The organism is Staphylococcus caeli (assembly GCF_051413795.1).
GTDB classification, from domain to species: Bacteria; Bacillota; Bacilli; order Staphylococcales; family Staphylococcaceae; genus Staphylococcus; species Staphylococcus caeli_A.
Genome location: NZ_JBOIRQ010000005.1, coordinates 76,611 through 96,882 on the forward strand (window position 1 = coordinate 76,611; position 20,272 = coordinate 96,882).

The window sequence follows — 20,272 nt, forward strand, 5'->3', positions numbered from 1 at the left end:
ACATTCACTTAGGATTTAGTATTAGGTTTGATACCGGATGCAATAAATAAACTAGCGCGTTGATTCATAAAAATATGGTCACCTGTATAAAACGTGTGTGTGTTTATATTGGTTAAGCCGTTTTGTTCAAGCACAGCCCGAATATCTGACTGATCAAAGCCATTGTAAACATTTGGATGATCAATTTTTTCATTTTTATCAAAATCGACAAGGATGAGTTGACCACCCTCATTGAGATGCGCACTGAGTTTCTCTAACAAACCTTGATAATTGCCACTATGAAGCAATACCAATGACAAGAAAACGACATCATAAGTCGTATTGACTAGTGAAGTATCATCAGATAGTGCATCGCCGGTCAAAGCTGTGATGGATGTTTTGCCCAATGCTTCGACTTTAGTTCGGAAAACATCAATCATATTGGGTGAAGCATCCATAAGGGTTACGAATTCAAAATGATGATCAATATTTAAGGTTACTAAGCCAGTACCGCCCCCATAATCTAGTAATGAATGGTGTTGGGAGCCCTCCAATAGTTGGTTGGTTTCTTGTGCAATGATTTGTGCCAATTGTATGTTTTTAGGGGTGTCATATTTTTGTGCAATAGCTTCAAAACGTTCTTTATTCAATAGATAAACTCCTTTAGTTATTAATTAATTCCAAAAGTATAATGGTTATTATAGATTCTAAAAGTCTTTAATAGATAATAGCACAGACTAGAATGTCTCACAAATAAATGAGCTAAGTCCAAAGTACGATTGAGTTTGAGCACAAAACTTGGTTTACTATTTATTAATAATTGGAATGGAAGGAACTTAAGACACCATGAAGCAATATTTAAAAATGATGAGTGGTAGCGTCTGTCTCGCGATATTAATGATATGTATTGGCAGTGGATTTACAAATGGCGTGGATGAGGGCGTATACCAATTTTTAAAACATAATATTACACAAGACTGGGCAATTCAATATCTTACAATCATTTCAACAGTATTATCTCCAATTAGTTGTTTGATTTACGTGATAATTTTATTGATTGTTTTATATATGCACGATAGATTTAAATTTTGGTGGTATGGTTTTTGGTGCTTCAGTGTATTTGCGATTGGCACAATTTTAAAATATGTCGTTCAACGCCCAAGGCCTAATGTGATGATTGATGGATTTAGCTTTCCGAGTATGCATGTTTTAAGCATGTGTATCTTTGTCAGTTTAATACTATTGATGAAAAATCATAAAGTGCTACAATGTCTCGCTATATTTTTAGTTATCTCTATCATGATTTCTAGAATTTATTTACAGGCGCATTATTTTACAGACACGATTGGTAGTTTGCTTGTATTGTATATTATGCTTCAAGCGTTAAATATTGGGAAAATGAATGATCAAAATCGTTAAATATAGGTTGACTATAAAAATGGCTGATTTCAGTTTGTATGAAATCAGCCATTTTTATTATGAGATAATAACTTTTAAAAAAGCAGCGAAATAAGCGCAAGGATAGGTAAACCACCTTGCTTTAACAAGATGGACTTTTGGCTCGTCAATGCGCCATATGCTGCTACTAAAATCATGTAAATCAATATGCATGCGATAAATGCTTTTGCATGCTCCGAAAAGAATAATAGATAGAGTAACAATATGCCTAACAGTCCATTATAGACACCTTGATTTTTCATAAGTGTATTTAAATGATTGGTTTGTAATGCTTCCTTAGGCATTTTGAAAAGCTTACTTGTTTTACTAGAAGTTGTGACAAATGTTTGTAATACCATAATGTATAAAAACTCTATAGCAACAAGTAACACTAATACAAAAGATACAATAGTCATTATTTTAGCCTCCATATCATTCGTAAATCTCAATATAACTATATAAAAAAGTTATGAGAAAATAAATATGTAAATTCAATATAATGCTTAAATAGTTCAAATAGTGAATACGCATATCGATAACATAAAATTTTTAATTCTCAAAAATTTCATATAAAAAACATAAAATTAAATTGACAGCGTTTTCACAATCGCTTAACCTTAATATGAATTTAACATTTCATACATAAGGAGCGTATTCATGTTTAACTTTTTAAGTCCACCAAAACATATTGAACCACTAGCATCAGAAAAAGTTGATGATACTTATAAGCGCATACGCTTACAAGTCTTTTTAGGTATTTTCATTGGTTATGCTGGATATTATTTATTGAGAAAGAACTTTTCTTTGGCAATGCCTGACCTGATAGAGCAAGGGTTTAGCAAAGGTGAGTTGGGTATTGCATTATCTGCCGTGTCTATTGCATATGGTATTAGTAAATTTGTAATGGGCACAGTGAGTGATCGGAGTAATGCGAGGATATTCTTAGCTTTAGGTTTATTTTTAACGGCAATTGTTAATTTATTGATGGGGTTTGTCCCATTTTTTACGTCTACGATTTCAATTATGTTCGTCATGCTCTTTCTTAATGGATGGTTTCAAGGTATGGGATGGCCACCATCTGGCCGCGTGCTAGTTCACTGGTATAGCGTAAGTGAACGTGGGTCAAAGACGTCAATCTGGAATGTTGCGCATAATGTCGGTGGTGGGTTAATGGCGCCCATTGCGACTTGGGGCATCTCTATGACAGCATTATATAATTTCGGTTATTTAAAAGGCTTTGAGGGTGTGTTCATTTATCCAGCGATATTAGCGATTGTAATTGCGATCATTGCGTTTTTACTTGTGAGGGATACACCTCAATCACAAGGTTTACCACCAATTGAACAATATAGAAACGACTATGCGACACGTTCTAAAGCAACGTTAGAAACGGAGTTGTCTACGAAAGAGATTTTGTTTAAATATGTGCTAAACAATAAATGGGTATGGGCAATCGCATTTGCGAATATATTTGTTTACTTTGTGCGTTATGGCGTCCTAGATTGGGCACCAACGTATTTAAGTGAGGAAAAGCACTTTGATTTAAAGGCGTCGGGTTGGGCTTATTTTCTATATGAATGGGCAGGTATACCAGGCACGCTATTATGCGGTTACTTGTCAGATAAGCTATTTAAAGGTCGCCGTGGTCCAGTAGGATTTTTATTTATGCTAGGCGTCACGGTATTCGTTATCATTTATTGGCTGAATCCACCAGGTAACGCTTGGCTAGACAACGTTTCACTTATTGCGATTGGCTTCCTCATCTATGGTCCTGTTATGTTGATTGGGCTACAAGCATTAGATTATGTTCCGAAAAAAGCGGCCGGTACAGCAGCTGGTTTGACGGGGTTATTCGGATATTTATTTGGCGCGGTAATGGCCAATATTGTCTTAGGATATGTAGTACAACATTTTGGATGGGATGTCGGTTTCATCTTACTAACAGTCATTAGCGTACTGGCGATGCTGAGTTTCATTCTAACTTGGAATAAGCGTGGTCAAATGTAGTGTTATTCAGATATTAGGCTGAAAATGAAAATATATAGCATACAAAAAGCACGCAGTAGTATAAAAATTAACTACTGTGTGCTTTATTATACCTATTTATGGATTAGGAACATTCACAAAATCTTGTTGATTTAATTGTACAGATTCACCTTGTTGATATAATTTTTCAACATGAAATTCTCCCCAATAACAAAGTGAAGATAAGATTTTACTGAGTGTGCTACCGTATTCTGATAGTTCGTATTCGACTTTAGGTGGTACTTGATCATAAACGATGCGATGAATAATGCCGTCTTTTTCTAATTCTCTTAATTGTTGCGTCAACATTTTTTGCGTAATGTTTGGTATGGCACGTTTTAAAGCGGATGTGCGCATGCGGCCATTATTTTGCAGATGGCACAAAATAACGGGTTTCCATTTGCCACCGATGACATCAATCGTGGCCTCAACACCAATATTATATGTTTTAGTCATGTTATTTGCTCCTTATAGGCACCAAAAAGCACCTATCGTACTTTAAAGTGCGTACTTCCTATTTGTATATGTGTGCATTATAGTAACATAATCAACAACAAATAAGGAGAGAAATGATTATGAATAAAAATAAATTTGCCATCATAGCTTTGGCAATGTCAGCATTTGCGATTGGAATGACTGAATTTATTAGCGTCGGACTATTACCATTAATTAAAGCAGAATTCCATACGACAATACCGTTAGCAGGTTTAACGGTTTCACTATATGCAGTAGGTGTTACGATTGGTGCGCCATTGATTACGCCTATGACGAATAAAATGAAGCGGAAACATCTACTTATTACGATTATGATTGTTTTTATCGTTGCGAATGCTTTGGCAGCATTTTCCACAACTTTCAGTATGTTATTAGTGATGCGTGTGTTATCAGCATTAGTACACGGTGTCTTTATGTCTATAGCTACTGCAATCGCAAGTGACCTTGTTTCACCGGATAAACGCTCTAGTGCGATTGCCATGATGTTCACAGGTTTAACGGTAGCTACAGTTACAGGTGTTCCTATTGGCACATGGATTGGACAAGAATTCGGTTGGGAAGCTTCATTTATAACTATTGCCCTCATTGGTCTAATCAGTTTAATCGTAAATATCGCAACTGTGCCTAATGATTTAAATGAATATGAGCAGGCTTCTTTATTAGAGCAGTTGACTGTTTTTAAAAATAAATCGCTAATGATGGTTTACGTGATTACAGCTTTAGGTTACGGAGGTACGTTTGTCGTATACACATATTTAACAACGATGCTGACAGACATACTGCACTTTGGTAACGATGGTGTCGTGATATTATTAGTCATTTACGGCGTCATGGTCGCTATTGGCAATACATTAGGCGGAAAATTAACCAACCATCAACCGACAAAAGTATTAATAGGTATCTTCTTACTACAAGCCATCGTATTGCTCCTTGTGGGTATCACAATGTCATTGCCAGCAGTAGGTACGATTGCAATTCTGTTAATGGGCTTATTCGCCTTCATGAATGTACCAGGATTACAATTGATTGTTGTATTATTTGCAGAGCGTAAGAACAAAGCAACGACAAACTTTGCTTCAAGTTTAAATATTGCAGCATTTAATATCGGTATTACACTAGGATCTGTCGTTGGTGGTTATGTATTAAAGCATTTTTCAATCACAATGACACCTTATTTCGGATTAATTATGGTATTACTTGCGAGTGCAATGATGTATATGGTTTATAAGGCAGAACAAGCGAAGCAATTACAATTAGCTTAATTGATGCACGATTTTAGTGTATTACTCAAAAAAGATTTTTAAAAAATGTAAAACTACTTTAAAATTCAATTTATATTTGAATTAATCTTTCGTTAAATTTAAAATTATTATAGAGTGATAGGTTTTTAAATTTAACTGAAAGAAGTGAATGTTTATGAATGTAAAAGAACTACTATTTGAAAAATTAGACGCTAAACAAGCAGAAATGGTGAAGCATCGTCGTTATTTACATCAACATCCTGAATTATCTTTTCAAGAAACAGGCACAGCGTCATACATTAAAGACTTTTACAAAAATAAAGACGTTACCGTGACGCAACCAGTTGAAGGTAGTCATGCAATTATTGTTGAAATCAAAGGGAAACATCCTGGCAAAACCATTGGGTTACGTGCCGATTTCGATGCGTTGCCGATTACAGAGGAAGCAGATGTGCCATTTAAATCATTAAATGAAGGTGTCATGCATGCTTGTGGTCACGATGCGCATACTGCATATTTATTAGGATTAGCAGATGCTTTCATAGAAATTAAAGATCAACTTTCAGGAACAATTAAAATTATTCATCAACATGCCGAAGAATTACCACCAGGTGGCGCGCAACAAATTATGGCGTCTGGTGCGCTTAACGATGTTGATGAAATTTATGGTATTCATGTTGTACCCGTAGCTGGACCAGAAGTGATCGGTTTTAATAAAGAGAATGCTTTTGCCGGCAGTTCAACATTCACACTAACAATTAAAGGCTTGGGTGGTCATGCTGCGAGCCCTCATAAGACGCATGATGCATTAGTTGCAGGCACGAATTTTGTAAATACGCTGCAAACGATTGTATCTAGACGTATTGACCCATCAGAAATGGGCGTCATTACTGTGGGTGCATTTGAAGCGCCAGGTGGTGCAAACGTCATTCAGGACAAAGTTACGATTAAAGGCACAGCGCGTTATTTAAATGATGACTTGGAACAATTTATGTATGAAGAAATTGAGAAAGTGGCTCAGAGTGTAGCTGTTGGGTTTGATGTTACGTATGATTTAGATTATCAATTTGGATATCCGGTGCTTTATAACCATCCAAAACAAACAAATCATGTTGTAGATATCTTGTCAGCGAGCAAAGGTGACTATTTTGAACATTTAGTGGAAATTCCAGCAGTTTCTGGTTCTGAAGACTTTGCGTATTATTTAAAAGAAATTCCAGGGACATTCTATATTGTTGGTTGTAAGCCAGAATATATTGAATCTCCATATATGAACCATCATCCAAAATTTGAAGTAAACGAAGACGCATTAATTGTAGCTGCCAAATCACTTGGTGAGATAGCGATTAACAGATTGACGGCAATAGAATAACTTCGAATTTAATGAAAAATTCAAAGATAACTTTCAATAAACAACAAAAAGCACTTACGCCATTCCTAATAGAATTGGTCGTAAGTGCTTTTAAATTATCATTATAAAACTATCGATATTTATAACGTGCGGCGTGCGGGTCTAGTATCATCAGATAGTTTCGCAGATAGAATCAATGCAATCACTGAAATACCCGTAGCAACCATAAAGGTTACGTTTACACCGTGTATAATACCGTCAACGCCATCACTTGGGTTTGCGGATACAGACATTAGTGTGATGAATAAAGCTGTACCAATCGCACCAGCCATTTGTCTGAATGTATTGTTCATGGCAGTCCCGTGTGCGATTAAGTGATTTGGCAATTGGTTGATGGCTAATGTGGTCATTGGCATCATAACCATAGCAATTGAAATCATACGTAAAGCGTTTGAAACGGCAAGATACGTGAAGCTTGTATGCGTTGTGAGCATTGTAAACGGTATTGAAGACACAACGAGTATGAATAACCCAATACGTGCTAACCACGTACCACCAAATTTATCGAATAAATAACCTGTCACTGGGTTCATAAGTCCCATAACGACTGCACCTGGAAGTAACACAAGTCCAGACTCTAAAGCAGAGAACTGTAACATATTCTGCATATACAGTGGCAAGATGATGTTAGTAGCGATTAATACACCAAAGACAAACATACTTAATACCGTACCTAATGTATAAACGTTATAGCTAAAGACTCTAAATTCTAGCATTGGCTCTTTCAGTTTTAATTGGCGACGAATGAAGATGATTAAAGATACAACCCCGACAACAAGTGGTACGATGAATTGTACACTTGCCCATCCAGCTTCACCGACTGAACTGAAGCTATACAGTAATCCACCAAAACCGAGCGTTGATAGAATGACTGAAGCAATATCCAATTTTGGATGAGATGTTTCGGTAACATTTTTCAATAAGAAAATTGATGCGATTATTATAATTACTGCGATTGGGAATACAACGTAGAAGACACTTCTCCATGTAAGATGTTCTACTAAAACACCCGATAAAGTAGGACCTATAGCAGGTGCAAAAGCGATGACGAGTCCAAACAGACCCATTGCAGTACCACGTTTTTCTTTAGGGAATGTTAAAAATAGAATTGTTTGCATGAGTGGCATCATGATACCTGCGCCTGCAGCTTGTAGAATACGTCCGATTAATAACATTGAAAAATCTGAGCCAATCGCACAAAGTAATGTACCCACTGCGAAGATACTCATAGCAGTTAAAAAGAGCTGCCTCGATGTATAGCGTTCGATTAAAAAGGCTGTAACTGGAATCATAATTCCGTTAACTAGCATAAATATAGATTGTAACCATTGCACGGTACTTTCAGATACGTGAAGATCTTTCATAATTGGCGGTAAAGCCGTTCCGAGTAACGTTTGGTTTAAAATTGTAATAAATGCCCCTGACAATAATACAATGAACAAGGGTATTCTTTTTTCGACATGAAAATTGTCATTTGATGTCAAAGCACTCACTTCTTTCATTAAAAATTACACAGTTTTATATTATAGCACTATACTTAATTTAAATCTAAAAGTTGAACTGAGAAAAATTGAATTTGCAGACAAAAATTATAAAAATGAGCATAAATAACAATGCTATTAAGTGCGGCATCAGGATTTTAAGACATTTGTTTCTTATATAAACATTTTACAACTATATGTAAGGAATACTACATGACTTGTGCTGATAATGTCAAAGTAAGAAGTTTGTTACGGTACTTATATTATTACGATAAATTCAGAATATTTAAACTTTATTATATAATGTACTATAATAATGAAGGTATTTAGACATTGGGTTTAAAATCACATCAGCAGATAATGGTTTTGAGCATAAAGCTTTTAAATGAGGAAAAGTGAGGTCTACGATAGATTTAAGATTAAAAAATAGAACTATTGTGGATTTTAATTTAAAGGAGAATATGTAATGAATAAACAAGATTTAATTGCTCCAGACAAATATAATATTGTCAGTGAAATTGAAAAATTTGCGGAGGATCCAACGAAACAAGCATTAATTTTTGAAGATGCAAGTGGTGAAGCACAAAAAGTGACGTATCGTACATTGATTCAAAGAGCCAATAAAGTAGGTAACGTGTTCAAAAAACATGGCTTACAAAAGGGAGATAAGGTTCTTATCATGATGCCGCGTTGCATAGAGACTTATGAAATATACATCGCGGCATTAAAGCTCGGTATTGTTGTGATACCAAGTTCAGAAATGTTACGTACAAAAGACCTGCAATATAGAATTACACATGGTGAAGTTAAAGCGATTGTGGCAGCTGCTCAAGGTATTGAAGAATTCAAAACAGTGGAAGAATACACTGAATTGACGAAATTTATTGTTGGCGGTCAAGCAGAAGAATGGCTAGATGTCGAAGCAGAAATGGCTACCGAAGCGGACACATTAGAAATAGTCGAAACGTCTAGAGACGATGTTGCACTATTATCTTATACATCTGGCACGACAGGTAATCCAAAAGCCGTCGTACACTCACACGGTTGGGGATATGCGCACATGCAAATGGCGCCGAAACATTGGTTGAGTATCACAGAAGATGATATCGTTTGGGCAACTGCAGCACCTGGCTGGCAAAAGTGGGTATGGAGTCCATTTTTATCAATTATGGGGTCAGGTGCAACAGCTTTTGTATATAATGGTAAATTTAATGCAGAGCAGTATTTATCACTATTGGAAAGCTACCAAATCAATGTACTTTGCTGTACGCCAACTGAGTATCGTTTAATGGCCAAATCACCAAACTTGGCGGACTACAATTTAGAACATTTACACAGTGCAGTATCTGCTGGTGAACCATTAAATAGAGAAGTTGTGGAAAAATTCCAGAATCATTTTAACCTCACTGTACGTGATGGCTATGGTCAGACGGAAAGTACACTACTTATAGGTTTCTTGAAAGATACACCAAGTCGTCCGGGCTCAATGGGGAAAGCTATTCCAGGTAGTCATGTCACAGTGATTAATGATGACGGCGCACCTGCAGCAGTAGGAGAAGTCGGCAATATTGCAGTGCCCTTAGACTTACCGGCACTCTTCAAAGGTTATTATAAAGATCCTGAACGCACAGCCGAACCTAGAATTGATTCATATTTCATAACTGGCGATTTAGCCAAAATTGATGAAGATGGTTACTTCTGGTTTGAAGGTCGTAAAGATGACATTATTATCAGTTCTGGTTATACGATTGGACCATTTGAAGTTGAAGATTCGTTGACGAAACATAAGTTTGTGAAAGAATGTGCCGTGGTCGCAAGCCCGCATGAAGTTAGAGGGAATATTGTTAAAGCATTTGTGATTTTGCAAGACGATGTGCCTGCAACAGAGGAAACAGTTAAAGCATTGCAACAATACGTCAAACAAGATGTCGCACCTTATAAATATCCGCGTGCGATTGAATTTGTCGAAGACTTACCTAAGACCAACTCCGGTAAAATTAGACGCATTGAACTTAGAGAAGCAGAACGTGAAAAATCATAATTTAAATGAAGAAACCCCCACGCTATGGTTGTAGTGTGGGGGTTTGTATGTCAATTGAGTTGAGCGAAATTATTGGAAAGCTGCACCTAATAGTGTGAATCCAATAAATACGACAAGGTAGGCAATCGACCATATGATAGCCGATTTCTTAGAAAAGCGACATGTCGCAAATAATAGGATGCCAAATACATAAGCACCAATGAAAGTTTGTAAATTAAATGCGCTTAATATTTTGTTACCTTTATCAAAAATATTAAGACTGGTAATCGAATAGTCGTTAATGGATAATCCTGCAATCCATTGAATAACCAATACAATTAGTCCGATAACACTAGTAATAATCAAATAACTTAAAGTTGCTGAAAAGATAGATTTTGCGCTTGCATCAGACTTCATAATTTTAGCAATTAATAAAAAGATAACGAATGTGACCCCGATACTAAGAATGGCGCCAATAGCACCACCAACGATACCACCAATTTGTGCAATAGATTTCGATTGTTCAATTTCTTGTTCACTTAAGCCAGTACCCTCGTACATTTGATTATAATCCACATTTAGACCAGCAATTATAGCAGCTAATATAACGATGATGATGGTGATAACAAGTTTTAAGCCCCAAGTCGGTTTTTCACGTAAACTTGCAAAATGTGAGGCTAAAGGTAAGTTAGATGATTCCATATGTATTGTTCCTCCTATGTATAACGTTTTCAAAAGTGTAACATGTACTACAATATTTTAAAACACTTCTATAAATTTTTAGTATTAATTACTAAAAATTAATAAAGTTAAAACTAAATAAATATGTTGTAAGTAAATTTAGAACACTATTTGTTTGATATTAATTTTAAAATAAAAAACATGATATTGAATGTATTTTTTATTGTGTCGATGTGATATGGTTTGAATAAGTAAATGTAAAGGCATTCATTTTATAAATATAAATAAAGGAGTGGCATTATGTTACATTATTACAAATTATTTTGGAAAAATGCGTTGAATATCAAAGGTAGGTCGAGACGTAAAGAATATTGGTATCCCATACTTATGAATATATTACTTGCGATTGTCATTGGACTTATTACTTATGCATTGCCCATACCGAGTATCATTGAAGAAGTAGTAGGCTGGATTCTTTATATTCTAGTGACAATTGCGATGTTTACAGTCACGGTGAGACGTTTTCATGATGTTGGAATGACGATGATGATTCCCATACTGTTGTTTGTAGGGACTTGGATCAATAACGCTATAAACTTTATTGATATTGATATTGTGAATAGTTTAGGATCTGCATTCTCAATCATAGCTGTTATTTTAGGTGTTATATACTTGGTGATTTCAATCGTAGGTTTAGTCGTATGTTTTACTAACGGTCAAAAAGAATTTAATAAATACGGCGACAATCCTAAAAGTAATGTGTAGCATTTATTAGGAAAGAGACGAGGCTGGAAAATGAGACGTAATAAAATCAAACGAAAAATGGATAAGGAAAATAAAGAAACAATATTTGGTGTCATATTCGATGTATTTCTAAATACCATTGGTTGGGTAATCAAGCTTATTAAAAATATTATTTCTTAAATAAGTATAAAAAGGGATAAGTATCATGAGGGCACGTAACTACTTGAAAAAGTGGTTGCGTGTTTTTTTATGAATTTTGCAATTTAGTGTATATTTCACAATTCTAATGTAAACTAATTTAAAATATAAGTTTACATTTATGTTCGATTAGTTTTATGATAATTACTAATAGGAATAAAAATTACTTTTAACCAATGGGGAGTGTCGAACAATGAAATTAGCTGAACGCATACTAAATGGTGAAGACTTAACAAAGGCAGAATTTTTACAGATTTATGAAAATCATAATATCGATACGTTGGATTTATTGAATGAAGCATATCAATTACGAAAGCATTATTATGGTAAGAAAGTGAAGTTAAACATGATTTTAAATGCGAAAAGTGGCATTTGCCCAGAAAATTGTGGCTATTGTGGGCAATCACGAGATATGAAGGAAAAAGAACGATATCGACTAGTTGATAAGGATCAAATTATGAGTGGCGCGAAGGTTGCGCATGATCATCATATTGGTACGTATTGTATTGTAATGAGTGGTCGTGGTCCAAGTGACAAAGAAGTAGATCACATTAGTCATACTGTAAAAGCTATCAAAGAAAATCATCCACAATTAAAAATTTGCGCTTGCCTTGGATTAACAAACGAGGAACAAGCGAAAAAGTTAAAACAAGCAGGTGTCGATAGATATAACCATAATATTAATACGAGTGAGCGTTATCATGACACAGTGGTAACGACACATACTTATAAAGATCGCACAGATACAATAGAAATTATGAAAAATAATAATATATCTCCGTGTTCTGGCGTGATTTTTGGTATGGGGGAAACGAATCAAGATGTGATTGATATGGCATTTGCGTTAAAAGAAATAGATGCAGATAGTATACCGATTAATTTTTTACATCCAATTAAAGGAACTAAATTTGGAAATATGAATGAATTAACACCAATGAAATGTTTAAGATTAGTTGCACTATTTAGGTTAGTGAATCCATCTAAGGAGATTAGAATAGCTGGTGGAAGAGAAGTGAACTTGCGCGCATTACAACCTTTAGCTTTGAAAGCTGCGAATTCCATATTTGTTGGTGATTATTTAATTACTGGATGACAGCCAAACAAATTAGATTATGAAATGATAGAAGATTTAGGATTTGAAATTGATTTTCAAACGGATGGTAATGTCAGTTATGAACAAACAAGTGAAATATAATAATATTGTTGGCATTGTTACAATAGTGTTATATAAAAATTTTTAAAACATATTGATTTATAAATATATGATGCTCTATATTTTAAAATGTATAAGTGTGATAGTATGGCACTGAAAATACATTTAAGGAGTGTTTGTTAATTGAAGAAAAAATGGATGTGGATTATAGGGATTGTCGCAATCATTGGATTATTGGCAATCGCATTGATTTTAAGGCAAGTTAATAGTAGCTCAGAGGATAAAGACGGCTACGATACATATAAAGTGGAGAAAGAAAGTCCACTCAATTTAGAGGGGAAAGCCTCTCCGCATGCAGTTAAAACATATAACAATAATAGTCAAATTGGGACATATGTCAGTACACAAGTTGATGATGGTCAATCAGTCAAACAGGGGGAACCATTAATCAATTACGACGTGAATAACAGTAAACGTCAACAGCTTGCTAACAAAGTGGATGAAGCACAGGCAAGTGTCAACGAAGACTACCGTAATATTAATCAAAATCCAAATAATAATGACTTACAAAAGAAACTCACACAAGATCAAAGCGCATTAAGTGAAGCACAACAACAATTAAGTCAACATGATAAGCAAGTCAATGATAGCGTGTATGCTGCTTTTGACGGGAAAGTAGATATCAAAAATAGTGAAAATGTGTCAGACGGACAACCTATTTTACAACTTGTATCGAAAGAGCCTCAAATTAAAACAACAGTTTCTGAATTTGATTTAGAAAAAATCAAAGAAGGCGACAAAGTAAATGTCAAAATTACAAGTAATGGTAAAACGGGTAAAGGTGAAATTAAGAAAATCTCAGAATTACCTAAAAGTTATGAAGAACAATTGGGTGAGTCAAGCGGTGCTAGCGCAGCAAGTGCCGGTGCTGGAGAAGGTGATGAAGGTGCAGGCACAGCGGCAACACAGTCATCTAATCCTGTAACATCTGATCCAAGTGGAGGTAATGATTCAGAATCATCAAAATACACGGTTATTATTGGAGATTTAGACATCCCGGTACGTGCAGGTTACTCTATGGATGTTAAAGTACCATTGGATTCTATAAAATTACCAAAATCTGTATTAACAAAAGATAATAATGTCTTTGTAGTCAATAAGGATAATAAAGTCGAAAAACGCGATATTTCAATTGATAAAGTCAATGGAGAAATCTTCGTGAGAAAAGGATTGAAGAAAGGTGACACGCTCATCAAAAATCCAAAAAATACAATGAATGATGGAGACAAAGTTGAGGTGTCATCATGATAGAACTTGTAGATATCAATCGACATTTCAAAAATGGTGATGAAACCAATCACATTTTGAAGGACATTAATATCAACATCAAAGAAGGCGAATTCATTGCGATTATGGGTCCTTCAGGTTCAGGTAAGAGTACACTCATCAACATTTTAGGATTTATTGATCGTGGTTATGAAGGCGATTATCTTTTTAATGGCGAAAATTATAAAAAAAGTTCGGACAATCACCTCGCAGAAATTAGAAATAAAACGGTAGGGTTTGTCTTTCAAAATTTTAAATTAATTCAAAATAACACGATTTTAGAGAATGTGAGTATCCCTCTTGTGTATGCAGGTATGGGTTCGCAAGCACGTAAAGAATGGGTCATAAGCACATTACATGATGTCGGCTTATTTGATAAAGAAAATCTAGTGCCGAATAAATTATCAGGTGGACAACAACAACGTGTAGCCATTGCACGTGCGATTATTAATCAACCGAAATTTATTATTGCCGATGAGCCTACAGGGGCACTAGATTCAAAAACATCTAAAGATATTATGGAATTATTTTTGAAATTGAATAAGGAACACAACACGACAATGATTCTAGTAACACACGATCGTAAAGTTGCGGATAAAGCAGATCGTATTATTCATATATTAGATGGACGTGTGCAACGAGAAGAGGTGGTTAAATGAAGAACATATCTAATATTTTAGCCGTCTCATTTAAGTCGATTTTGAAAAATAAACGTCGGAATATCTTCACAATGATTGGTATTATAATTGGTATTGCGGCCGTTATTACAATTATGTCTTTAGGAAATGGATTTAAGAAAACGGCAGCCGATGAATTTTCAGATTCTGGTGCAGGCAAAAACTCAGCCATTATTAGTTTCATGACGAGTAGTGGTGAAGGTGCTAAGGAAAACCCGTTCACACAACAAGATATTGATATGATTAAGCAAAAAAATGGTGTCTCTGATGCGAAAATCAAAGAAAATGATGACACAGGTTATTCTGCTAAAATGACTAATGCCCAGAAAAAAGGCGACATCAGTATTTTGAAAAAGAAAACGATGGAGAGCCCTGAAAAAGGTAAAGGGTTTGATGCAGATGACAACGAGTTACGCAAAAAAGTGGTAACTGTGGATGACAAAATTGCTAAAGATGTTTTCAACAAAGATGCGATTGGCAAAACGTTGTATATCGACGGCCAAGGTTTTAAAGTTGTCGGTATAGCGAACGATGCGATGAATCAAAATGCTGTCAATATGCCATCTAAAACGTTTGAACAATACATGAGTGGTCTAAATCAGGATTACCCGTCACTACAGTTGACCATTGCAGATGATGCGAATAAGAAAGATGTCGCAAATAAAGTCGCGGATGATTTAAATAAAAAAGGTTCGGGCGTTGGTAAAGGACAGTATAGCTATAATGATACGGAAGAAATGATGAAAGGTATCAACAAAGTCTTTGATGGTATTACTTACTTTGTGGCAGCTGTTGCAGGTATTTCATTATTTATTGCAGGTATTGGTGTCATGAATGTAATGTATATTTCTGTAACTGAACGTACAGAGGAAATTGCGATTCGACGTGCCTTTGGTGCCAAAGCGCGTGATATAGAGCTACAATTCTTAATTGAAAGTGTGGTACTCTGTGTCATCGGTGGTCTAATTGGTTTGATACTCGGTATACTGATTGCGGCAGGTGTTGATGCTGTGACGCCAGATTACATTCAGAGTGTGGTCAGTCTGAGCTCCGTGTTAATTGCGGTGGGCGTTTCAATGTTAATCGGTATCGTATTTGGTTGGATTCCGGCTAGAGCAGCGGCGAAGAAAGAACTTATTGATATTATTAAATAAGGAAATGCATAGTTTTATAAAAATTGAGTCATATGCAAAATGAACGCCCCTTACGATAAACGTGAGGGGCGTTTTGTGACGAAGTAATTAATCATAGGTAAATTTGTAATCATTATCTGAACATCTTTTCTTTTAAATAATGTGCAGTTTCAATAATTTCATCATAATAAAGTCCTGAATAATCAATATATTATACAACAAAGCGATTTCCTATTCCCACTCTTATTAAGTTAAAAGTTTCTTGAAATATAGGCATATTTTCAATCAGCACAACTGATTATTTTTTGTGAATATTTCCACTACTCAAACGTTTTTAAATTGTCTAATTGACTTCCTGAATTTTGAACTATCTATGATACTCTTTCATATCCTGCAATCATTTAAAGTCAATCCAATTAATAGACATTTATTTTAATAGAGCGTATAAATAATCAATCTACTTTTACACATCTATTTAAATTTCTTTTTTAACCAATTTAAATATTTTATATATATAACTGAAATAGTTATACCAACAGCTATAATAATACTCACAATAAACCATTTATCGTTTATGAAAATATCAACTATTTGACCTAAAGAAATAATAGTAAATATCAAGATAATGATATTTAAAAAGTTTATTTTTGATTCCATCACTTTCTGTTGTTTAGTTATTATATTATTCGAATTTTCAAAGTGTACTTTTTGTATAAATTCAAACTCTTTATCATCTATAAAATTTTTGTCTAGTTCACTTCTTAGATTATGGGAAGGCAAATATTTTAGTGAGTACCCTTGTATTATGGTCTTTTCTAGTTTATTGAGCCATTCTCTATGTAATGGTGTATCAGTATATGTTGTTTCTGCTAAAAGGTTCAATATAGTTTTCTTTATATAAATATGATTTAATGCAGACATAATAAATGAATTGTTAATTCCTCTAAAATGAGTTTTATCGTTAATGTAATCTTCTTTAGGTATTCCATACTCATTTTTTCCACTTTTTAAATTAATAACCATACGATCGATATTTCCGATAAAAGTAAAATGGCTAAAAGTAAATTGAGTTACTTCTTTTATAAAATAGGAACCTAATTTTTTATAATATGGAGCTGTCACAATTCTTTTGTAATTGCTAATATTACTAGAATTATTATGCATACTGTCATCTATCATAAAAAGCGTATAATATGAATGTTTAGTATCTTGATTAAAGATTATTTCAATATTTTTGACTATTTCTTTCCAGTAATCACTAATAAAGTCATTTATTACACCTTCTTTTATTTCCACTTCTTTATAGTCAATATCTCCATCTTTTAATTTAGGAATTAAAACTTTATCGCCCTTTTTTGCTGTTTCTAAAATATTAAAATTGTCCTCCATTATTTCTAATCTATCTAGTTCATCAGATATTTCTATATAAAAGATTCCTTGATTAAATATTTTCAAAGTAAAATATGTATAAATAGTTTTATCTTCTTTTTCAAATACTATAGGTGCTAAAAAATAAGTATGATAACTAGAGTATGAATCCATAGAAATATAATTGTTGTAATATCCTTCAGACTCCAAAAAATTCCGCCCAACATATTTTAATATTTCTTCATAAAATATTTGCTTTTTAAAGAGTTTATGGTTTTTCAGTGACTTTTCCAAAATTCACTTTACTTTTTCTCTCAAATTTACCAAATGCCACAATCGGAAGTACTTCTCTTATCTTACTTAAATCGTATTTATCAAAAGTTTCTACTGCATTTTCAAAAACATGGTAATGGTATATTCTACTTAAAAATTTAATTCTGTAAATATAGCTATTTTTCTCTATTTTAACAGTCTTTTGCATTCCTACCCACTATGGTGTTATAATGCAATTAACAAATATGATGCAAGCATGATAAGCACCGAGCCCGATAACTACTGTGAATAGTTATCGGGCTCTTTTGGTGTATTGGCTTTGTCGTCGTTTAATTATCTATCACGTTTATTAAGCCAATAAGAAAATAACGTGAGTATAACCCCTACTAGCATAGGAGCTATTAAAGATACAAATATGATGCTGAACATGATGTCACCTCCTTCCATGCTAATTACAGCACAGAAGTAAAACGACGACTTTTATATTATATCACTTGTAAATACATAGTGTATCCACTTCCGATTAGCAGAATTATGAAAATTATTTATAACATAATAGGACAAACTGAGTTTTTATAGAAGTGAATTTTATGATGATTACTCTGTAAATAATTCCATAGTCGATTTCTAGAATAAGGAAAAGTCATATCACGTAATTTAATTATGGAACCGTAATTTCAGCCCCACATTCTTGACAATAACGAATAATAAAGTTATCGTGATAATATTAAATAAAGATAATGATAGTCGTTGAAGGGCGCTTTTATTAAGGTGTGGAAGCTTTAGCAAGATGTTAATAGATAAATTGGCAAATTGAAAAAGTGGACAAACAGTAGCTAAAAGTGAAAATCGTACGGCATATTCAAGTGACTTTAAACATTCCAATAACAAATTTTTTACTTACATATACATATAATAATGGTAGCAAAGCAAATCACTACATACTGATATAAAGTGCGTTGTAATGAAGCCGACAATGATAATAAATCGAGCAAGGTTTATTATAGATTGTCGGCTTTTTTAAATCTTGAGAACAATATATTTCTGCTATAAACAATGTCCACTTTCCAATAAATCTATCGTACAAAGGAGAATCTGATATGTTCACACTACTTGATGTGTCTACACTGTTAACTATATTTTTCATCACTATTATTATTTCAGTCCTCAGTGGAATAATATTTTTAAATAAACGTATACCAGTGGCATATGTACGTATACATATATGTCTCTTAACGTTACCGCCATTCGTCGCATTAGTAGGTTTAATCGGAGCACCTAAAAATATAATGGTAGGTTTATGGTATTCAGATATACTAGCGTGGCTCATGTCATGTTTTGTCTTAATGATTGGCTTAATTATTCAACGTTATTGTGTGCGTTATTTATCTAGTGACAAAAAATATAGAAAATATTTCATGTTATTTACATGCACGACGAGTTTTGCAGCAATAGCTTGGTTAAGTGATGATATGCGCTTGATGGTTGTATGTTGGGGCTTCACATTGGTAGGTTTGGCGCTACTCATGAGTCTCAAAAAGGCGTGGAAAGTGACAAGAGTTGCTACAGTCGTGACGGGGAAATTGTTCTTCTTAGGATGGTTTGCGCTCTTCATCGCAGTGCTTTGGTTAGGTATTGCAACAGGAGAGTGGCGTTTTCATGCTATTTTTACAGAAACAAATTTGAATCAAATTGACGCGTGGTCTAAATTTGGTATCAATCTATTAATTGTATTAGCGGTCATGGTTCCGGCAGCGCAATGGCCATTTCAACGCTGGTTAATTGAGTCTGTTGCAGCCCCAACACCAGTTTCTGCAATTATGCATGCAGGTATCGTGAATGCAGGTGGCATTATGTTGACGCGTTTCTCGCCTATATTTAATGGTGACATTGCGTCGTTGGTGTTATTATTCTTCGCCAGTATCTCGGTAGTGATAGGCGCTGGCATCAGCCTTGTTCACGTGGATTATAAACGCTTGTTAGTCGGTTCGACAATTGGGCAAATGGGTTTTATGTTAATTCAATGTGCATTGGGTGCATATATCCCTGCAATCATTCATTTAATCTTGCATGGTCTATTTAAAGCCACGCTATTCTTACGCTCGGGATCAGCAGTACGTCACTTTAGTGTGCCGAGTCGTGCTAATGAAAGAATGTCTTATCTATGGATCTTAGCTGGTCGTGGTTTAGCATTAGCGATTGGATTAGGATTCTGGTTATCCGCACCTGAGCAAGGTTATCGTTTGGTCAGTGGCTTAATCTTAGCGTGGTCCTTATCTGTATCCTGGACACAGCTCGTGGCATTTGGTGAAGGTAGATTTGGTCGTATCATGGGCTTAATTATCCTGATTGTTGTTGGTGCAGTTTATTATATTGTCCATCACTTCTTTAGCCATGCCTTGCACATGATTGCATTCGATAGTGCGCAGCCGCCGATGTTCACTGTTGTGATTCTCGCGTTGTTATTACTGTTTGGTAGCTTGATGAGTACATGGATTGCACGTCACCGTTCGTCGGTCGCATTTTCAATCATTTATATGTGGATAGTGCGTTTAGGCGATGCGAAAATGGAAACCGTTGAGCGTCATCCAAATTATCTAAAATCGTACATATCTAAAGGAGGACATTAA

At 34.6% G+C, this 20,272-nt stretch carries 19 protein-coding genes and 1 pseudogene; 12 read left to right on the forward strand and 8 right to left on the reverse strand.

Annotated features, from left to right (window positions below):
- Positions 1-8: 8 nt before the first annotated feature.
- Entirely contained in the window at positions 9-629 is a 621-nt protein-coding gene (locus ACSULM_RS04315; RefSeq protein WP_436860831.1) for a class I SAM-dependent methyltransferase, read from the reverse strand.
- A 196-nt stretch (positions 630-825) separates the two neighbouring features.
- On the opposite strand from ACSULM_RS04315, the gene ACSULM_RS04320 reads away from it, so the two are divergent.
- On the forward strand, positions 826-1,398 hold the full coding sequence (locus tag ACSULM_RS04320; protein ID WP_436860834.1) for a phosphatase PAP2 family protein: 573 nt from the start codon (positions 826-828) through the stop codon (positions 1,396-1,398).
- Between the two features lie 74 nt (positions 1,399-1,472).
- Here the strand turns inward: ACSULM_RS04320 and ACSULM_RS04325 are convergent, their stop codons facing one another.
- Positions 1,473-1,832 (reverse strand): DUF1304 domain-containing protein, encoded by a 360-nt coding sequence (locus tag ACSULM_RS04325; protein ID WP_436860836.1) that lies wholly within the window; start codon positions 1,830-1,832, stop codon positions 1,473-1,475.
- 241 nt (positions 1,833-2,073) lie between these two features.
- Here ACSULM_RS04325 and glpT point away from each other — a divergent pair, with 241 nt between their 5' ends.
- Positions 2,074-3,423: a glycerol-3-phosphate transporter gene (gene glpT / locus ACSULM_RS04330; RefSeq protein ID WP_436860837.1), complete on the forward strand. Its 1,350-nt coding sequence runs from the start codon at positions 2,074-2,076 to the stop codon at positions 3,421-3,423.
- A gap of 96 nt (positions 3,424-3,519) precedes the next feature.
- Here the strand turns inward: glpT and ACSULM_RS04335 are convergent, their stop codons facing one another.
- Entirely contained in the window at positions 3,520-3,897 is a 378-nt protein-coding gene (locus ACSULM_RS04335) for a winged helix-turn-helix transcriptional regulator (protein ID WP_436860838.1), read from the reverse strand.
- A 119-nt stretch (positions 3,898-4,016) separates the two neighbouring features.
- Here ACSULM_RS04335 and ACSULM_RS04340 point away from each other — a divergent pair, with 119 nt between their 5' ends.
- Positions 4,017-5,198: an MFS transporter gene (locus tag ACSULM_RS04340; RefSeq protein ID WP_436860840.1), complete on the forward strand. Its 1,182-nt coding sequence runs from the start codon at positions 4,017-4,019 to the stop codon at positions 5,196-5,198.
- Positions 5,199-5,352: 154 nt separating this feature from the next.
- The gene (locus ACSULM_RS04345; protein ID WP_436860842.1) at positions 5,353-6,549 is read left to right on the forward strand and encodes an amidohydrolase; all 1,197 of its coding nucleotides are present in this window, start codon (positions 5,353-5,355) and stop codon (positions 6,547-6,549) included.
- A gap of 119 nt (positions 6,550-6,668) precedes the next feature.
- On the opposite strand, the gene ACSULM_RS04350 is transcribed toward ACSULM_RS04345, so the two are convergent.
- Positions 6,669-8,090: an MDR family MFS transporter gene (locus ACSULM_RS04350; protein WP_436860844.1), complete on the reverse strand. Its 1,422-nt coding sequence runs from the start codon at positions 8,088-8,090 to the stop codon at positions 6,669-6,671.
- A gap of 445 nt (positions 8,091-8,535) precedes the next feature.
- Between ACSULM_RS04350 and mbcS the strand changes: the two genes are divergently transcribed.
- Positions 8,536-10,110, forward strand: a complete 1,575-nt coding sequence (gene mbcS / locus ACSULM_RS04355) for an acyl-CoA synthetase MbcS (protein WP_436860847.1) — start codon at positions 8,536-8,538, stop codon at positions 10,108-10,110.
- A 69-nt stretch (positions 10,111-10,179) separates the two neighbouring features.
- On the opposite strand, the gene ACSULM_RS04360 is transcribed toward mbcS, so the two are convergent.
- Positions 10,180-10,791, reverse strand: a complete 612-nt coding sequence (locus ACSULM_RS04360; protein ID WP_436860849.1) for a YIP1 family protein — start codon at positions 10,789-10,791, stop codon at positions 10,180-10,182.
- Positions 10,792-11,070: 279 nt separating this feature from the next.
- Between ACSULM_RS04360 and ACSULM_RS04365 the strand changes: the two genes are divergently transcribed.
- The 6 genes and pseudogenes from ACSULM_RS04365 to ACSULM_RS04390 all read left to right on the forward strand — a co-directional run bounded on the left by ACSULM_RS04365 (position 11,071) and on the right by ACSULM_RS04390 (position 16,022).
- Positions 11,071-11,535 carry a DUF805 domain-containing protein gene (locus tag ACSULM_RS04365; protein WP_436860851.1) on the forward strand — a complete coding sequence of 155 codons (465 nt, stop codon included), beginning with the start codon at positions 11,071-11,073 and terminating at the stop codon, positions 11,533-11,535.
- A 30-nt stretch (positions 11,536-11,565) separates the two neighbouring features.
- Positions 11,566-11,694: a hypothetical protein gene (locus tag ACSULM_RS04370; RefSeq protein ID WP_436860853.1), complete on the forward strand. Its 129-nt coding sequence runs from the start codon at positions 11,566-11,568 to the stop codon at positions 11,692-11,694.
- A 211-nt stretch (positions 11,695-11,905) separates the two neighbouring features.
- Positions 11,906-12,907, forward strand: a pseudogene (gene bioB, locus ACSULM_RS04375) (biotin synthase BioB).
- A 141-nt stretch (positions 12,908-13,048) separates the two neighbouring features.
- The gene (locus ACSULM_RS04380; protein WP_436860855.1) at positions 13,049-14,173 is read left to right on the forward strand and encodes an efflux RND transporter periplasmic adaptor subunit; all 1,125 of its coding nucleotides are present in this window, start codon (positions 13,049-13,051) and stop codon (positions 14,171-14,173) included.
- Positions 14,170-14,850 carry an ABC transporter ATP-binding protein gene (locus tag ACSULM_RS04385; protein ID WP_436860857.1) on the forward strand — a complete coding sequence of 227 codons (681 nt, stop codon included), beginning with the start codon at positions 14,170-14,172 and terminating at the stop codon, positions 14,848-14,850. Before ACSULM_RS04380 ends, ACSULM_RS04385 begins: the two co-directional genes overlap by 4 nt.
- Entirely contained in the window at positions 14,847-16,022 is a 1,176-nt protein-coding gene (locus ACSULM_RS04390; RefSeq protein WP_436860859.1) for an ABC transporter permease, read from the forward strand. The genes ACSULM_RS04385 and ACSULM_RS04390 overlap by 4 nt, the downstream gene beginning before the upstream one ends.
- 450 nt (positions 16,023-16,472) lie before the next feature.
- Here ACSULM_RS04390 and ACSULM_RS04395 read toward each other — a convergent pair whose 3' ends face one another.
- From ACSULM_RS04395 to ACSULM_RS04405, 3 genes are all read right to left on the reverse strand, one after another.
- A complete protein-coding gene (locus ACSULM_RS04395; protein WP_436860861.1) occupies positions 16,473-17,579 on the reverse strand; it encodes a hypothetical protein in 1,107 nt (368 codons plus the stop codon).
- Between the two features lie 58 nt (positions 17,580-17,637).
- Complete coding sequence (locus ACSULM_RS04400; protein ID WP_436860862.1) at positions 17,638-17,850, reverse strand: hypothetical protein; 213 nt, start codon at positions 17,848-17,850, stop codon at positions 17,638-17,640.
- Between the two features lie 125 nt (positions 17,851-17,975).
- The gene (locus ACSULM_RS04405) at positions 17,976-18,089 is read right to left on the reverse strand and encodes a type I toxin-antitoxin system Fst family toxin (RefSeq protein WP_436855541.1); all 114 of its coding nucleotides are present in this window, start codon (positions 18,087-18,089) and stop codon (positions 17,976-17,978) included.
- Between the two features lie 653 nt (positions 18,090-18,742).
- On the opposite strand from ACSULM_RS04405, the gene ACSULM_RS04410 reads away from it, so the two are divergent.
- Positions 18,743-20,272 (forward strand): NADH dehydrogenase subunit 5, encoded by a 1,530-nt coding sequence (locus ACSULM_RS04410; protein WP_436860864.1) that lies wholly within the window; start codon positions 18,743-18,745, stop codon positions 20,270-20,272.

Excerpts from the sequence above, each read along its gene's own strand:
- ACSULM_RS04365 (WP_436860851.1), top strand. The coding sequence starts at position 11,071 with ATGTTACATTATTACAAATTATTTTGGAAAAATGCGTTGAATATCAAA.
- ACSULM_RS04335 (WP_436860838.1), bottom strand. The coding sequence starts at position 3,897 with ATGACTAAAACATATAATATTGGTGTTGAGGCCACGATTGATGTCATC.
- ACSULM_RS04340 (WP_436860840.1), top strand. The coding sequence starts at position 4,017 with ATGAATAAAAATAAATTTGCCATCATAGCTTTGGCAATGTCAGCATTT.
- glpT (WP_436860837.1), top strand. The coding sequence starts at position 2,074 with ATGTTTAACTTTTTAAGTCCACCAAAACATATTGAACCACTAGCATCA.
- ACSULM_RS04370 (WP_436860853.1), top strand. The coding sequence starts at position 11,566 with ATGAGACGTAATAAAATCAAACGAAAAATGGATAAGGAAAATAAAGAA.
- ACSULM_RS04345 (WP_436860842.1), top strand. The coding sequence starts at position 5,353 with ATGAATGTAAAAGAACTACTATTTGAAAAATTAGACGCTAAACAAGCA.
- ACSULM_RS04325 (WP_436860836.1), bottom strand. The coding sequence starts at position 1,832 with ATGACTATTGTATCTTTTGTATTAGTGTTACTTGTTGCTATAGAGTTT.
- ACSULM_RS04405 (WP_436855541.1), bottom strand. The coding sequence starts at position 18,089 with ATGGAAGGAGGTGACATCATGTTCAGCATCATATTTGTATCTTTAATA.
- ACSULM_RS04320 (WP_436860834.1), top strand. The coding sequence starts at position 826 with ATGAAGCAATATTTAAAAATGATGAGTGGTAGCGTCTGTCTCGCGATA.
- ACSULM_RS04350 (WP_436860844.1), bottom strand. The coding sequence starts at position 8,090 with ATGAAAGAAGTGAGTGCTTTGACATCAAATGACAATTTTCATGTCGAA.
- mbcS (WP_436860847.1), top strand. The coding sequence starts at position 8,536 with ATGAATAAACAAGATTTAATTGCTCCAGACAAATATAATATTGTCAGT.
- ACSULM_RS04390 (WP_436860859.1), top strand. The coding sequence starts at position 14,847 with ATGAAGAACATATCTAATATTTTAGCCGTCTCATTTAAGTCGATTTTG.
- ACSULM_RS04400 (WP_436860862.1), bottom strand. The coding sequence starts at position 17,850 with ATGCAAAAGACTGTTAAAATAGAGAAAAATAGCTATATTTACAGAATT.
- ACSULM_RS04410 (WP_436860864.1), top strand. The coding sequence starts at position 18,743 with ATGTTCACACTACTTGATGTGTCTACACTGTTAACTATATTTTTCATC.
- ACSULM_RS04360 (WP_436860849.1), bottom strand. The coding sequence starts at position 10,791 with ATGGAATCATCTAACTTACCTTTAGCCTCACATTTTGCAAGTTTACGT.
- ACSULM_RS04385 (WP_436860857.1), top strand. The coding sequence starts at position 14,170 with ATGATAGAACTTGTAGATATCAATCGACATTTCAAAAATGGTGATGAA.